A 13,027-nucleotide genomic window follows, 5' to 3' on the forward strand; every position below is an offset into this window, starting at 1 on the left:
GTTGCCGAGTGCCATCGATAACGGGGGCGACCGATGGGATGCCGTCACCGCCTTCCGGCCAGTACCCGTCTCACCAACTGAGGCAGCTTGAGAAAGGTGTCCTCCTTCTCGAGCACTGCGCAGACGCCGGCTTGTTCGGCACTCTCCCGCAATTCGTCCGTAATCAGGCCGGAGCTGATGACAATGGGCAAGGACGGACGAATCCGCGCCACCTCGCGCGCGACGTCCAGACCGGTACGGCCGGGCATGTTGTAGTCCGTGACCAGAAGATCCACGTCCTCAGGCGCGGCGGCAATGGCGGCGACCGCTGCAGCAGAGTCGAGAAAACTACTGCAGCGGTAGCCGGCCCTCTCCAGCAGACCGACAACGACCAGGGACACCGTTTCGTCGTCGTCCAGATACAGGATGTGCTCGCAATGCCCTTGAATGGAGTCGGCCTCTCCGGGTCCCATCGTCTCGGTCAGCGATGCGGGCGGCACGATCGGTAGATACAGATGAAAGGTGCTGCCCTGGTGCGGCGTGCTCTCCACCGCAATGCTGCCTTGATGCGCCACCACAATGCCGTGTACCACGGAGAGCCCGAGACCCGTCCCCTTGCCCGTGGGTTTGGTGGTGAAGAAGGGTTCAAAGATCCGTTTGCGCGTAGCCTCGTCCATGCCGATGCCGGTGTCGCTCACCCACAGATGCGCATGAGGGCCGGCGCTCAAGCCGGACAGCGATCTTGCCGCGCAGGCATCCAGATCCACGCGTTCAAGGCCGAGCACAATTCTTCCTACTTCACCGGGCAGCGCATGCCATGCATTGGTGCCCAGATTCATCAGCACCTGCTGAAGCTGGGTGCCGTCACCATTGACGTGAAGGACCTCATCCATCAAGTCCAATTCGAGGTCCACGCCGGCCGGCAGGGTCACGCGAAGCAGGCCGTAGGTCTCGTGGATGACCGGCTGCACGGCCACATGCCGGAGCTGGTGGGACTCGCGGCGACTGAAGGTCAGAATCTGGCGGACCATGTCGCGCGCGCGGAGTCCCGACTTCTGGATCTCACCCAGCAGCGCCACGACCGGATGATCACCGGGGAGTTCCCCACGGGCCAGCTCCACATTGCCCAGGATCGCGCTGAGGATGTTGTTGAAGTCGTGGGCAATGCCTCCCGCCAGCGTGCCGAGGGACTCCATCTTCTGCGCCTCGGCCAGCTGTTGCTCGAAGCGTCTCAACTCGGCCTCCGCGTCCCGATGGGCGGCGCGACGAGCCGCTTGCACCAACTCACGCTCCAGCACCGGCGCCAGGCGGCTCATGTTGTCCTTCATCACATAGTCGCTGGCACCGGCCTTGATGGCACGCACTGCCGTCTCTTCGCCAATCGTGCCGGAGACGAAGATGAAGGGCATGTCCAGCCCGGCACCCCGAAACGCTTCCAGCGCATCCATGCCGCTGAACCCGGGCATGCTGAAATCGGAAATCACCGCATCCCAGTGGCCCTGGGCCAGTGCCGCCTGCACGCCATGGAGATCCTGGACGCGATGGTAGTCCGGCTCGAATCCGGCACGCCGCAGCAGGCGCATGGCCAGGCGAGCGTCGTTCTCCGAATCCTCGATGACCAGGATCCGAACCCGAGTCAGTTCATTCATGGCGATCCCGAGGACGGTGGCATTTGGTTCAGTGCCAGCCAGTAGATGCCCAGCACCTTCACTGCTTCGACAAACTCCGAAAAGTCCACCGGCTTGCGCACATAGCTGTTGGCGCCCAGCTTGTAGCCTGAGACCACATCCTGCTCTTCTTTCGAAGAAGTCAGGATGACCGTTGGCAGCAGAGCCGTGCGAGGGTCTGCCCGAAGCGCCTTGAGCACTCCCAGTCCATCGAGCCGCGGCAATTTGAGATCGAGGATGGCCAGCGTTGGAAGATCGGTCCCGGCCCGTCCCGCGTGGGGGCCTCGCGCAAAGAGGTAGTCCAGCGCCTCCACCCCGTCGCGCGCCACCACCACCGGATTCATCAAATGGCTTCTTTTGAATGCACGCAGCGTCAACGCGACGTCATCCGGGTTGTCTTCCACCAGCAAGATGACTTTACTGTCCTCGTTCATGGGTGCGCTCCTGGAGACGGAAGGAAAAGGTGGCCCCGGCGCCCAGCGCCGCCTTGGCCCAGAGGGGCCAGCCATGACGCCGCAGGACGCGTTGCACGATCGCCAGGCCGACCCCGGTGCCCGGGAATTCGCTCTCGTGATGGAGTCGCTGGAAGGCGCCAAACAATCGATCGGCATACGCCATGTCAAACCCGGCGCCGTTGTCCGAGACAAAACAGATCCGCTCGCCGTTCTCAAAGCGTTGGCCGACACGAATCACCGCGTCCGCCGTGTTGCCGGTGAACTTCCAGGCGTTGTCGAGCAGGTTCTGCATGGCGATCTGGATCAGCGCGCGGTCGGCCTGCACCCGGATGCCGTCCTCGATCTCCCAGCGCACCTGCCTGTCGGGTTGGGTGCGCGTCAGGTCGGCGGCAACCTCCCGAGCCATGGCGCTGATATCCACCTCCTGAATCCTCAGCTCCGCCCTTGTGACCCGGGCCAGCCCCAGCAGTTCGTCAATCAGGCGGCCCATGCGCTGGCTGGCGCCTCGTATACGCTGAAGGCTGTCGCGGGCTTCATCGTCGAGTTTGTCGCCGTGGTCCTCCAGGAGCGCCAGGGAGAACCCATCCATGCTGCGAAGCGGACTTCGGAGATCGTGAGACACCGAATAGCTGAAGGACTCGAGCTCACTATTTAGGGAAACCAGTTCACGATTGGCCAGTTCGAGGCGGGTGAATGAATCGCGGAGCGCGCGGGTCATCGCGTCGAATCGCCGTGCCATTTCACCCAGTTCATCGTTGGTGTTGGCGTTGAGTTCAACTGCCCAGTTGCCGGCGGTCAGCTCCCGGGTCGCCTGCTCCAGGCGGGCGATAGGGCCTAGCACATCACGCCGGAAAATCCACATGGACGCCCCCGTGATCACCGCCATCAGCCCCAACCCCGAAGCGGTCACGATCACGACTTGATGCTGAGTCGCGTCGATCCGCATGCCGGCATCCTCGATCATCTCCGCGGCGTCCACAAGGCTGCGCTGCTGAAGCACCAGGAGCCGGCTGGACAGTTGCGCTTCGAAGCGACGCTGAATCTCGTCATCCGGTACCCCCTGCGAATGAACGGATTCAACCTCGAGAAACAGTTGGTGGCTAGCCTGCAGGTTCTCACGCAATGACGCGAGCGTTTTCGTGGAGATGTCGTCGCCAGCGCCGTATTGGGACACCAGGATGTTCAGGCGATCCCAGACGGCCTTCTCCTGCAACCGGGCTCTCTCACGGTGATTGAGCAGGTATTCGAAGGACACCATGCGCAAATCGTTCAAGGCGCTGGCAATTCTGGCACTGTGGCGCCGCTGTTCGACCGCGGCGCTCACCTGGGCGTTGGCCCAGGCAATGCTGGCGGCAATGAGCAGCATGGCGCCGAACATGAGCGCAGCAGCGATTTGCGCCTTGTGGCTGATCTTCATCGTGCCACCGTCACCCGATCCGCACGAACGGCCAGCAGGGGATCGAGGCCGACATGAGTGAGGAAATTCGGCATCGACTGTTTGGGGGCGTAGCCGCGGGACATCGCCCAGGTGGCGATGTCTTCCAGCGTGACCATTTGGTCCTGTTGCTGGCTGACTCCGAGGTCCAGTGCTTGCCAGGCGGGGTCCATCGCGGCTGGGGTCAAACGCAGGCGCTCCGCCAGGAGTGTCTTGGCGCGCACGGGAAATTCTTCCGCAAAAGCCTCGGCCTCCAGCAGTGCCAGCAGCAGTCGGCGTAATGATTCGGGACGGCTGGAGAGCAAGTCTTTGTGAGCCACCACCGAATACTTCTGCGGGTAGGCGTCCGGCGCGGTGAATAAGGTCGCGGCTCCGCTCAGGCTTTGCTCCGCTTCGTTCCTCACTGGCTGCCAGGCTGCGATGGCGTCCACGGTGCCGTCTCGCAGAGCTTCAACCAAAAGACTCGGTGGGAGATCGATCAGCGCAAGTGACTGCGGCGGTAGGCGATAACGCACCATGAAGGCCCAGAGAAAATACTCAGCGCTGGTGCCCAGCGTCACTCCCACTCGCCGTTGCCGGAGGTCCGCCGGGGAGGTGATGCCGCGATCGCGTCGGCCAATCACCGCCAACTCATTGGATGCATTGGCCACCGCCGCCACGATGCTTAGAGGGGATCCTTTCAGCACCTCCACCACGAGCGGAACGTCCGCTGCGGCCGCCAGGTCCGCACTACCCCGCACGACCTCTGCCAATGCTGCTTTGCCATGAATTTGCGGCAAGACGGAAACCGTCAAACCATACGTTGCAAACAGCCCGGTGGCATCCGCAAGATGAATGAGCGCGGCATGCGGCGCCTGAGGCAAGGCAATGGAGAGCTTTTGCGGAATGAGGGCAGGGGCGGTGGATCGCCGACTCAGTGCCAGCCCTCCCAAGGCGATGGCGAGCGCAGCAACGCCTGTCACGCGACGGCGCAGCACATTCCGGCCCATGGGCGATGTCGCACTCAAAGGGTCCTCCCGCACTCTACTCGTCGAGGCCGTACAGCCCTCTCATCAGGAGTGAAGTGGTTGGCTCTATTAGCTGCGATGGATAGTACGTGGGGCGCTACGGTCTTGCAAGGAAAGGGCTTGCAGGCGTGTGTCATCCCATTGCGCGGGATGCATTGAATGCGAGGGCGAAAGGCCGGTTTCGGGCCGCAGGCTTTTGAGTGTGCTGGTCGACGCGCTCAGCGAGGGCTGGGATCAAGCGTAGGCGTCGAGATACTGCCCCCGCGGATCCAGTCGCTGAGTGGCGGTGCTCTGAGTGCGAGTGTCCGGCTGTGCGTCCGTGCGAGCGGCCGGATTGGCTTGAGGGATGCGTTGAGTGATGGGTTGAGTGATGGGTTGAGGCTTCGCGTCGGTCTTGACTTGGGCGGCTTCAGCAGCGGCCTTCTGAACTTCCGCGATTTGCGCCATCACCATTTGCATCTGCGCCTGGAGCAGCTTTTGGCGCTTGTCCTTGTCGGCGGCGCGCAAGGTGTTGTCGCTGGCCAGGTCTTTCGCCTGCTTCTGCAATTGCTTCAGCTGCGCTTGCAAGCGCGCGATCTGCGCATCGGTCCCCGAGCCCGACGAAGCCGTTTGGCTACTGGAGGAATCGACGGTGACGGCGCGGGTGACTTGCATGGCGAGTGATCAAGGCTTGCCTCAATATCGGCCATGGGGCGACGGACTGTAGGGCTGGCTTCAGAAATTCCCTGGGTCTCCGTGGGCGGATGCCTTCACTTCGTCTTTGGCGCGAGCTTGCAGGTGGGGTCGGCAATGTCATAGCCCAGCCACAGATACAGATGCGTTTGGACCTGGTGTCCGCGCGTGGCCTGGAGGTGAACGCCTTCCGAGCTGGTGCACAGGGCGGCTCTGACGGGCTTGTTGTCCATGGCAGTGCCCTCCAGCAGATCGTCTTGACTTCGAGCGTGTTTGAACGCTCCGACAGCCGCCATGCCGATGAACGGATCTCGGAACCAGTGTGACGGAACGCGAGCTTCATACACAAAGCCCTCCCCATCTGTCAGCTCGTTACCGGTGACGACCTCCGCTTTGCTGGGCTTGAACTGGCTGGCCTTCAGTCGCTGGCAGCATGCCACGCCGGACTTGGGCGCTGAATACTGCAGTTGAACGACACTGTTCGGGTCGAGCTTTGTTGCGGTAATGAGCAGGAGGCGCCCTTCGTCACTCACCTGCGTGATGGCGAATTCGGGATAGGGCGCCGACTGGCACACGGCGCTGGTGCAGGCCAGCGCGGCTGCGGCAATGTAATGCTTGATGAGCATGATCAGATCATTGGGGTGGGTGGGACGATTCTCAGGGAAGGCCCCGCGGCTCGGTTCGAGCGTTGTCAGCAACAACGGTTCTGCCGAGTTTTATGGCGACAATGCGAAGCTGTTGCTTGATCAAATGGATTGAGACTATGCCCACTTCTTCGATGATGTCACTGCAGTTTGGGCCTCCCGTTCCGCTGGATGAGATCACGTTGCGCGTGGCGTTGCAGCACCCCGTGTGGGTGTGGGCATGGGAGGCGGGCGCGGAAGACGAAGCGTCTGACGAAACCGACCAATGCCCCGTATTAAATACGGCGGACGTGACCGACGCATTCACCGAGGCCATCATCCTGTTCAAGGTGAAGGACACCGACGTGCATGGCTCGGCTTCTTTCATTCCTCAAAAGGACCGACTCGAAGCGATCGCGTTCTGGGAAGACGGGAATTGGGTCATGGGGCCGGAAGCTTCGGTCTCCGTTCCCTGCACCTTGGTGGCCATTCCCACCATCCGTGGGGAGCGCGACGTCGAGTTTGCATTCAGTGACGCATCCGGGGATGACGCTCAACGCGTGGCGAGCGATCGCTGAACATCGGCTCCCACATTGAAGCGGCTGCTTTGCATCGCGAAGGACGGCCGCCGCTACGGCTAGTTGGACGCACCACGACAACGTACGAAAGGTCTCGCGGTTGCCCGCCAGGAACTTGGCGGAGATCCCGATGAGTCCGCAGCCCCAAGGGCGCAGGAGCGTGGTGATCAGCGGTCAGTGCGCCACAGACTTCCCTTCGAGACGTCCCTGGAAAATCCGGCTGTACTCCTCGGCTTCGGTTGCGTTCTCTAAGTGCAGGCTTGTTATCGACATCCCGGCAGCTTCTGTCCTCAAGGCTTCCCGTAGGTGCTGGCTTGGGGTCGAGAACGTGTCCATGATGTTCAGCAGCAATTGCGCTGCGAGTGCGGGCGGGAAGTCGTGGGGCAAGAGGTCTTCGATACGCCTGCGAAGTTCCATGCCCGTCGGGTCCCCTTCGAACAAGGCTTCCAGGTCAATGATCAGCTCGCCTTGGGAAGCGGTTTCAGCCATTGTGCAATCCATTTAGTCGTGTGGATGCGCCAGCGTAGAGGCAGATGGCGGGGGCTGAAAGCTTTGAATGGGGGGGAGGGGCCAGGTGGCAATCGCCTCGAATTATGTTTGTCGCTGGCTCAATGGCTCGCGCTTTGCTCGCAAAGCCGGCGCGGAATCCTTACACCATTTTTGTAGCGTGTGACCGAACTTTTAAGAACTCGCAGGGAAAAAGGAAAGCCCCACACGCTTTCGCAAGCAGGGCTTCGATTTTGGCTCCCAGACCTGGGCTCGAACCAGGGAGCTCCGGATTAACAGTCCGAGGTGACGAGCGCCAAGGAGGCTGGTAAGCCGAAGATCTTGAACGGTTTTCGCAGCGGTCAACCCTCTGTACCCGGATGCCATGCTCAAGTGCGGCCGGTCCATTTCCTTGCGGCTCGGAAACCAGTGATCGCTCCTGCAATCAGACAAATCAGCATGAAGCCCAAGGACCACACGTAGGCCTGCCCGATGTCCTGATCAGATCTGATGTACCTGGGGCCGTACCAAGAGGCGAATAGATCCACCAGGCCGTACGAAGCGACACCGAAAACGGCGGCGCCAATGAGGAGCCCTAGGACGCTCAGCAGGATAATTTTCATGGCACTTGCCAGAACCAGATGGGTTCGGCCTTTCTGTTTTCCGTCTCGCAGGACCGAGCGCCCGCGAAGGTCTTCATGTCGATGCCCGAGCGCATGAGCGAGGAGGACATATTGATCGCGCACTGGTTCCCGTAGACCATCTTGCTGTGCAGACTTCCTGGGACTTCGCCTCCGATGGCTCACTGATGTGTGGACCCTTCTGGCACGTCATTGCGCGAGGAGAGCGTCACCGACGATGTAAACGGTGGCGCCACGTTCTCTCAGCTTCCGACACAGAAACGCGAAGTCCGAATCGCTGGTGACAAGGCAAAAAGTGTCTGCTCGCCGGTCGAAGAGGGCTTCAAGGGCGTCTGGGCGACTACACGCAGAGCGTCTTCTAGGACCTCTGGGGAAGTGTTGTCGCAGTCCACCAGAACCGCGACCCTTGTTTCGTTGCCTTGCTCGCCTGTTGTCATGTTGCTCCCTCGCCCATCTGGATAATACAAAGCAGGCAGCGTCCAGGCGTGTGCGAGTCAGCTACGGTTTTTCGCTGATCTGGTGCACGCCATTTGGGCTTTTGTGTTGGTTCTGTGCTGGTCATGCCCTGCGTGGCGGTCAAGGCCCAACCGCGAACGGAAAAGTTGATTGGCTCTTTGAATGATCTTCCTTGCAATCACCAGTGCCGGCCTGGTCTCAGCGCTGCGAGCAGCCAAGTCTGACGATGCCGTGTGGTGTGGGGCCGACGCAATCACTGAAGCCGACTATCTGCAGGCGGGGCATCCGAACCTCAGTCGATTTGTGTACTCCATCGACGACCCGGACTCTGTCAGTGATGCGGTCGGAACCATTGAAGAGCATCACCCCGGCCAAACGATCTGGGTTGAAGCTGTGCCTTCGGGCCGCGACTAACCCGGGCTTTTAGCAGCGCGGTATTTGCCACCTTCAATCAGCATGTCGCTGCTCTCCGATGTTCAGCTCGCACTTGATTGACAGTCCGATGCGACTGGCGCGATGGTGGGTGAAGCGCAAGGTCACTGCTTAGGGTGCGCCGATGCCACGCGCGCGCTAAACAGACACGGCCCCGCCGCTCACAGACATCCAAGGCATGGTCGGGCCCAGCTTGAACAGCTCAACATGCCGCCCGGCTGAAATCAGAGACCCCTCGGCGTGCGTACGTGGCGCCTCATTCACGCGCTGCACCGCCGCCTTGAAGTCTTGAAACGGCGCGTCCCAACTCTCGTCACGTTGGGGGTGGTGTCGGTAGATCGCTTCGTGCGCGCGGGCATAGAAGGTCGTGCATGCGGAGCCGTAGGGGGAGTTCTTCGCAAACCGCTTGGGAATTCTCGCCAAGCCATCAATGGCGAAAGCCACGGCGTATGAAGAGGATTGGTTCACCGTCTCGGGCGACTCGAGAAGGATCTCCAGCGCCGCGTCCAGCAGATTCAGCCGCTTGTGGGTGTAGAGCTGGTCCGGCAGATGCATGGCTTCGATTGCATCAAAGTCGGAAAGGACCGATCGAATGGCATCGATCTGCTGTTGGGGAGCGGCGTGGTAGCGCAGATGCTCATCCGCAAAATAACGATCCGAGAGTTCCCACAGCAGCGGTTCGTGCTGCTGGGTGAGAGGGGTTCGGGCAGTCATCGACGTCCTCTTTGCTGGTGAGCTGGAATTAACGCCGTCTCCGGGTGACCTCTGAAGATCGGCTTGGATTTTTACAGCCAGGTATCTCGGCTGGCGTGGAGATCACGCTGACCGCTCGTGCTGAGCCGGGAACGGAATCGTATGGTAGGTGCGACGCATGTGCTGCGGGTGATGACCGAAGTCACATGCGTCGCGTCCGAGCACTGCATACGCTCAGAACCTCTAGCTTCTGCTTGTGTGATGGCGACCCAACCCATGAAGGCCCAGGCAATTTCCACTCGCGCCTATGCCGAGCACCTTGGTGGCGTCCCGGATGTGAGCATGTTGGAGCACAAATCTCTCATCTTGAAGCCGTGCGCCATCGTCACACGTCATCTGCGGGCACTCGCTCTTGTATCGACTGGCATGGCCGCATCCATGGGCATCGCAGCGCCAGAGCCCTTCTCCTGCCCATTGGCACTGCCCAGAACCGAGCAGTCGCTCAAGGAGGTTCCGGAAGGGTTCTCTGCGATCACAGCGGATCCTTACCCGGTGCACGAACTGACAGGTTTCCGAGTCAATTTCGGTCCTCCTACCAAGTCCGACGGCGCGATCTACGACAAGGACTCAACGACGCGTGACGCAAAGGGCTGGACGACGGAAACCTTGACCTGGAAGGTCGCCGTGCTTGAGGACCCCTATGCGGTATGCCTTTACCGTGCGACGACCCAGGCACTCGTTCGCCCACTGACGGGGTACCAAGAGTGCACCGTCGTTTCCAGAGCAGCCCCGGGCATGCAGTTGCGGATGGAAAGCGCTGCCTGCAAATGATCCGCTCCTTCCGCGATCCCATCGTCTTCAGGGCGCGTGAATAGCTGGACAGAGCCAAAAAGAAAAAAGCCTCACCCGCTTTCGCGAATGAGGCTTCGATTTTGACTCCCCGACCTGGGCTCGAACTAGGGACTTACGGAATAAAAGTTCGAGGTCTTCACCATTCGCAACTTCACCGTTCTGGTCAGGAGCTACGGCCTGCGCCAGGAGTTCATCACGCCGCACAGTCCCGAGCAGAACGGCCTGGTCGATCGGGGGATCCGCACGCTCAAGGAGCAGTACGTGCATCGCCACCGCTTCGAATCCTTGCAGCACGCCAGCCGCCTGATCGGTGACTGGATCCACTTCTACAACCACCGGCGTCCACACCAGGCGCTGAATATTAGAACTCCCGCTCAGGCGTATGCATTAGCGGCCTGACCTGAGCAGGTTTCGCTGGGCCAATACATTCAAGCGCACAAAGTCAGAATCAGCGTGGCCGCAGTTCTTTCGCTGATGACTGCAATGAATCCGCCCTGCGGAGATTGAGCTCGGCCACGCAAGCCAGCCGGCGCATTTCAAGGGCGTTGCCGATGGCGCCGCCGCCCAGGGAGGTGGCCCAGGCGCATTGCGCTGCACGGTACTTGACGAACGCAGCAGCCGCGTCGGACAGCTTCTTGCGTGTCTGCGTCACGTACTTCGCGTCCGCGTCCCAGCGGTCCACAGCGGTGGCGAAGGCAGTCTCAGCGGCCTTCAACGTCACTTCACTCTCTTTGGCCTTTTTGTCCAGGCACTCGCGCACGCCGGACGATTCGAAGGCACAGGCCTCCCGAAGCTCACGTTCGGTGGGAATCTCGTCCGATGTGTCCTGTGCGAAGGCCGAGGTCCCAAGGGCCAGGAGTGCCACCAACATCACTGTGCGCATGCAACCGCTCCGGTGTTTCGAATGAGGCCGGCCACGAAGTCGAGTTTCCTGGCGTAAGTCGCGTCACCACCCCCGTTGTAGAGGTCGGCAATGGAGATCGAGTTCATCGACTTCCAGCCCGCGATCGTCTTCTGGATTGAAGCCTTTTCGTAGCTCAGCGTTTGACCCGGTCGCAGCACAGTCGCCCCCGGATTGAGGCGTTTCAATGTCTCAACGGTGGTGCCGTTGTTCCGGGCGATCTTGTTCAGGCTGTCACCGGGCTTCACCGGCACAGTGTAGGTCTGGCGGTCCGCCGACGGCGTATTGCGGAATTCGAAGCGCGCATGGCGCATCAGCAGGAAGCCGATGCCAGCGCGGATGTTGTCTGCGGGAATGGTCCGCACCGAGCCGACCGTCAGGCGGCTTTTCAGATTGGGGGGCATGATGAGTTCTCCCCCTTCGCTGCCGGAGAGCAGTGACGCCAGGCCAGGATCGCCTTCCACCCCAATCTGCATGACCCGGCGATTCCATTCGCTGTGGGCAGCGCCGGATTCGACCCAGATCATTCCCTTGATGGTCAGCCAGTCCAGCGGCAGATAGCCGGGAGTCGCTGCAAGGTGACGGTTGTACTCACCCACCGCCAGCTGGATTTCGCAGTCCCACTTCTGCCACTTCGGATCAGTCGGGGCATCAGCGAATCCATCTTGCCATTTTTTGAATGCGTCGGCGGAAGGGTTGTGTCGGGCCATGGTGGGCGGGGTAGGGCCGAGACTGTGACATCAGCCTGCGTGCCGACCCGTTCATGCGGATGAAAGATCAGGACTGTCCTTCACTCCGGGATCCGGACCAAGTCACCTTGGTCACTTTTCTGCACCAGAGCGAGCGCTGGTCGTCAACATCCGCAGCTTCAACATGATGTGGATGGACTTCCTGGACCGGAACATCGTGCCCGGAGCGGAGGAGCAAGGCTGAAGGCGTAAGCTCCCCTGTCATCATTCAGCATTCTTCTGATGTGGGGTGTTACTGAGCGGTGGCGGCTTCCGGAACCTCATTGCGCGACGAAAGGGTCACTGTCCAATGACCTCCCATTTCCTGACGAACACTGAGTAGATCGTAAGTCTTCAGCATGCTTACCAGTCCTGAGTGGCCATGCGTCTGAGGCGAGAAAGCGGGGTCTGTGCGCCGTAGGTAAGACCCCAACAGCCCCACATGGACACGCCCGTCAGGCGAGTCGGCGGCAAGCAGCTTGACGGCACTGACAACCGACTTCGGCCGCATCTTCGGCTTGGCCGTCGGGGGAGCTTTACTCAAGGTCCCGGCTTCAACCGGTTGCGGTGCCTCGGAAGGCATCCATTCGAAAAATTGGTCGCTGGCGTTTCGCAAAGCGTCCGGAGTCTTGGCTTCACCAATGATGTGTACCGTCGCACCGCGCTCGCGCAGCTTTCGGCACAGGTAGGCAAAATCGGAGTCGCTGGTGACGAGGCAGAAGGTGTCTGCTCGTCCATCGAAGAGCGCCTCGAGGGCGTCCAACGCTAAGGCTATGTCCGAGGTGTTTTTGCCTGCTGCGTACTGGTACTGAAGGCACGGCGTGAAAGCCAAGCGGACCAGTGCCTCCTGCCACTTGTTTGCCAGTGCCGTGTGGTTCCCGTAACCCCGTCTCAGAACCACTCGTCCAAACTGTGCGACCACGCGTAACGCGTGTCCCAGGATTTCGGGGGACGTGTTGTCGCAGTCCACCAGAACCGCGACCCTTGAGTCGGTGCCTTGTTCGCTTGTTGTCATGACGCTCCCTTTTTGCGTCGATGATACAAAACGCGCATTGGTGGCCGGCGTGCCTACCTCGCCAAAGTGCGGAACGACGTCAGCGGGCTGGAAGCAACGCCTTCGCCCCGGCCAAAGAAAAAGCCCCGACATCTCGCGATGACGGGGCTTCAGATTTGGCTCCTCGACCTGGGCTCGAACCAGGGACCTACGGATTAACAGTCCGGCGCTCTACCGACTGAGCTATCGAGGAAAAGTCTTTTCAAGTCCTATCGACCTGATTCTGGTGCCGCTGCCTTCGGTCGGGCAACGGCTTGATTGGGCTCCCTCTGGCTCCCCGACCTGGGCTCGAACCAGGGACCTACGGATTAACAGTCCGGCGCTCTACCGACTGAGCTATCGGGGAAGGGAGACCAAGAGTATACACA

General features: G+C 60.8%; 16 protein-coding genes, 2 tRNA genes and 1 pseudogene. 4 read left to right on the forward strand and 15 right to left on the reverse strand.

Annotated elements, in window-relative coordinates:
* Nucleotides 1–44: 44 nt before the first annotated feature.
* The 6 genes from DES44_RS02495 to DES44_RS02520 all read right to left on the reverse strand — a co-directional run bounded on the left by DES44_RS02495 (nt 45) and on the right by DES44_RS02520 (nt 5,841).
* Complete coding sequence (locus DES44_RS02495; protein WP_058936361.1) at nt 45–1,628, reverse strand: hybrid sensor histidine kinase/response regulator; 1,584 nt, start codon at nt 1,626–1,628, stop codon at nt 45–47.
* Nucleotides 1,625–2,080, reverse strand: a complete 456-nt coding sequence (locus DES44_RS02500; protein WP_058936360.1) for a response regulator — start codon at nt 2,078–2,080, stop codon at nt 1,625–1,627. The genes DES44_RS02495 and DES44_RS02500 overlap by 4 nt, the downstream gene beginning before the upstream one ends.
* Nucleotides 2,064–3,518, reverse strand: a complete 1,455-nt coding sequence (locus tag DES44_RS02505) for a sensor histidine kinase (RefSeq protein ID WP_058936359.1) — start codon at nt 3,516–3,518, stop codon at nt 2,064–2,066. Before DES44_RS02505 ends, DES44_RS02500 begins: the two co-directional genes overlap by 17 nt.
* On the reverse strand, nt 3,515–4,525 hold the full coding sequence (locus DES44_RS02510; RefSeq protein WP_058936358.1) for an ABC transporter substrate-binding protein: 1,011 nt from the start codon (nt 4,523–4,525) through the stop codon (nt 3,515–3,517). The genes DES44_RS02505 and DES44_RS02510 overlap by 4 nt, the downstream gene beginning before the upstream one ends.
* 252 nt (nt 4,526–4,777) lie before the next feature.
* Nucleotides 4,778–5,197, reverse strand: a complete 420-nt coding sequence (locus tag DES44_RS02515; RefSeq protein WP_058936357.1) for a FlxA-like family protein — start codon at nt 5,195–5,197, stop codon at nt 4,778–4,780.
* Between the two features lie 95 nt (nt 5,198–5,292).
* Nucleotides 5,293–5,841 carry a hypothetical protein gene (locus DES44_RS02520; protein ID WP_058936356.1) on the reverse strand — a complete coding sequence of 183 codons (549 nt, stop codon included), beginning with the start codon at nt 5,839–5,841 and terminating at the stop codon, nt 5,293–5,295.
* 137 nt (nt 5,842–5,978) lie between these two features.
* Here DES44_RS02520 and DES44_RS02525 point away from each other — a divergent pair, with 137 nt between their 5' ends.
* Nucleotides 5,979–6,416, forward strand: coding sequence for a hypothetical protein (locus tag DES44_RS02525; protein WP_147306920.1), 438 nt, complete (start codon nt 5,979–5,981; stop codon nt 6,414–6,416).
* 174 nt (nt 6,417–6,590) lie between these two features.
* Here DES44_RS02525 and DES44_RS02530 read toward each other — a convergent pair whose 3' ends face one another.
* The 3 genes and pseudogenes from DES44_RS02530 to DES44_RS02545 form a co-directional block, all read right to left on the reverse strand.
* Nucleotides 6,591–6,905, reverse strand: a complete 315-nt coding sequence (locus DES44_RS02530; RefSeq protein ID WP_058936354.1) for a hypothetical protein — start codon at nt 6,903–6,905, stop codon at nt 6,591–6,593.
* A gap of 616 nt (nt 6,906–7,521) precedes the next feature.
* Entirely contained in the window at nt 7,522–7,665 is a 144-nt protein-coding gene (locus DES44_RS26135) for a T6SS effector amidase Tae4 family protein (protein WP_116001274.1), read from the reverse strand.
* Between the two features lie 82 nt (nt 7,666–7,747).
* Nucleotides 7,748–7,980: pseudogene (locus DES44_RS02545) on the reverse strand (NYN domain-containing protein); the annotation flags it as partial.
* A 181-nt stretch (nt 7,981–8,161) separates the two neighbouring features.
* Here DES44_RS02545 and DES44_RS02550 point away from each other — a divergent pair.
* Nucleotides 8,162–8,413, forward strand: coding sequence for a hypothetical protein (locus tag DES44_RS02550; RefSeq protein WP_058936352.1), 252 nt, complete (start codon nt 8,162–8,164; stop codon nt 8,411–8,413).
* Between the two features lie 156 nt (nt 8,414–8,569).
* Here DES44_RS02550 and DES44_RS02555 read toward each other — a convergent pair whose 3' ends face one another.
* Nucleotides 8,570–9,145: a hypothetical protein gene (locus tag DES44_RS02555; protein ID WP_058936351.1), complete on the reverse strand. Its 576-nt coding sequence runs from the start codon at nt 9,143–9,145 to the stop codon at nt 8,570–8,572.
* Nucleotides 9,146–9,400: 255 nt separating this feature from the next.
* Between DES44_RS02555 and DES44_RS02560 the strand changes: the two genes are divergently transcribed.
* On the forward strand, nt 9,401–9,955 hold the full coding sequence (locus DES44_RS02560) for an STY0301 family protein (RefSeq protein WP_147306921.1): 555 nt from the start codon (nt 9,401–9,403) through the stop codon (nt 9,953–9,955).
* A gap of 198 nt (nt 9,956–10,153) precedes the next feature.
* On the forward strand, nt 10,154–10,375 hold the full coding sequence (locus tag DES44_RS02565; protein WP_257720745.1) for an integrase core domain-containing protein: 222 nt from the start codon (nt 10,154–10,156) through the stop codon (nt 10,373–10,375).
* A gap of 49 nt (nt 10,376–10,424) precedes the next feature.
* On the opposite strand, the gene DES44_RS02570 is transcribed toward DES44_RS02565, so the two are convergent.
* The 5 genes from DES44_RS02570 to DES44_RS02590 form a co-directional block, all read right to left on the reverse strand.
* Nucleotides 10,425–10,859, reverse strand: coding sequence for a lysozyme inhibitor LprI family protein (locus tag DES44_RS02570; RefSeq protein ID WP_083525806.1), 435 nt, complete (start codon nt 10,857–10,859; stop codon nt 10,425–10,427).
* The gene (locus DES44_RS02575; protein WP_058936348.1) at nt 10,847–11,587 is read right to left on the reverse strand and encodes a LysM peptidoglycan-binding domain-containing protein; all 741 of its coding nucleotides are present in this window, start codon (nt 11,585–11,587) and stop codon (nt 10,847–10,849) included. Before DES44_RS02575 ends, DES44_RS02570 begins: the two co-directional genes overlap by 13 nt.
* Nucleotides 11,588–11,858: 271 nt before the next feature.
* The gene (locus tag DES44_RS02580; protein WP_058936347.1) at nt 11,859–12,620 is read right to left on the reverse strand and encodes an NYN domain-containing protein; all 762 of its coding nucleotides are present in this window, start codon (nt 12,618–12,620) and stop codon (nt 11,859–11,861) included.
* A 156-nt stretch (nt 12,621–12,776) separates the two neighbouring features.
* Nucleotides 12,777–12,852: transfer RNA gene (locus DES44_RS02585), tRNA-Asn, on the reverse strand.
* A 77-nt stretch (nt 12,853–12,929) separates the two neighbouring features.
* Nucleotides 12,930–13,005: transfer RNA gene (locus tag DES44_RS02590), tRNA-Asn, on the reverse strand.
* Nucleotides 13,006–13,027: the final 22 nt, after the last annotated feature.

The organism is Roseateles depolymerans, assembly GCF_003387155.1.
Lineage (GTDB): Bacteria > Pseudomonadota > Gammaproteobacteria > Burkholderiales > Burkholderiaceae_C > Roseateles > Roseateles depolymerans.

Excerpts from the sequence above, each read along its gene's own strand:
- DES44_RS02550 (WP_058936352.1), top strand. The coding sequence starts at position 8,162 with ATGATCTTCCTTGCAATCACCAGTGCCGGCCTGGTCTCAGCGCTGCGA.
- DES44_RS02570 (WP_083525806.1), bottom strand. The coding sequence starts at position 10,859 with ATGCGCACAGTGATGTTGGTGGCACTCCTGGCCCTTGGGACCTCGGCC.
- DES44_RS02515 (WP_058936357.1), bottom strand. The coding sequence starts at position 5,197 with ATGCAAGTCACCCGCGCCGTCACCGTCGATTCCTCCAGTAGCCAAACG.
- DES44_RS02520 (WP_058936356.1), bottom strand. The coding sequence starts at position 5,841 with ATGCTCATCAAGCATTACATTGCCGCAGCCGCGCTGGCCTGCACCAGC.
- DES44_RS26135 (WP_116001274.1), bottom strand. The coding sequence starts at position 7,665 with ATGGTCTACGGGAACCAGTGCGCGATCAATATGTCCTCCTCGCTCATG.
- DES44_RS02560 (WP_147306921.1), top strand. The coding sequence starts at position 9,401 with ATGAAGGCCCAGGCAATTTCCACTCGCGCCTATGCCGAGCACCTTGGT.
- DES44_RS02505 (WP_058936359.1), bottom strand. The coding sequence starts at position 3,518 with ATGAAGATCAGCCACAAGGCGCAAATCGCTGCTGCGCTCATGTTCGGC.
- DES44_RS02510 (WP_058936358.1), bottom strand. The coding sequence starts at position 4,525 with ATGGGCCGGAATGTGCTGCGCCGTCGCGTGACAGGCGTTGCTGCGCTC.
- DES44_RS02555 (WP_058936351.1), bottom strand. The coding sequence starts at position 9,145 with ATGACTGCCCGAACCCCTCTCACCCAGCAGCACGAACCGCTGCTGTGG.
- DES44_RS02500 (WP_058936360.1), bottom strand. The coding sequence starts at position 2,080 with ATGAACGAGGACAGTAAAGTCATCTTGCTGGTGGAAGACAACCCGGAT.
- DES44_RS02575 (WP_058936348.1), bottom strand. The coding sequence starts at position 11,587 with ATGGCCCGACACAACCCTTCCGCCGACGCATTCAAAAAATGGCAAGAT.
- DES44_RS02495 (WP_058936361.1), bottom strand. The coding sequence starts at position 1,628 with ATGAATGAACTGACTCGGGTTCGGATCCTGGTCATCGAGGATTCGGAG.
- DES44_RS02530 (WP_058936354.1), bottom strand. The coding sequence starts at position 6,905 with ATGGCTGAAACCGCTTCCCAAGGCGAGCTGATCATTGACCTGGAAGCC.
- DES44_RS02580 (WP_058936347.1), bottom strand. The coding sequence starts at position 12,620 with ATGACAACAAGCGAACAAGGCACCGACTCAAGGGTCGCGGTTCTGGTG.
- DES44_RS02525 (WP_147306920.1), top strand. The coding sequence starts at position 5,979 with ATGCCCACTTCTTCGATGATGTCACTGCAGTTTGGGCCTCCCGTTCCG.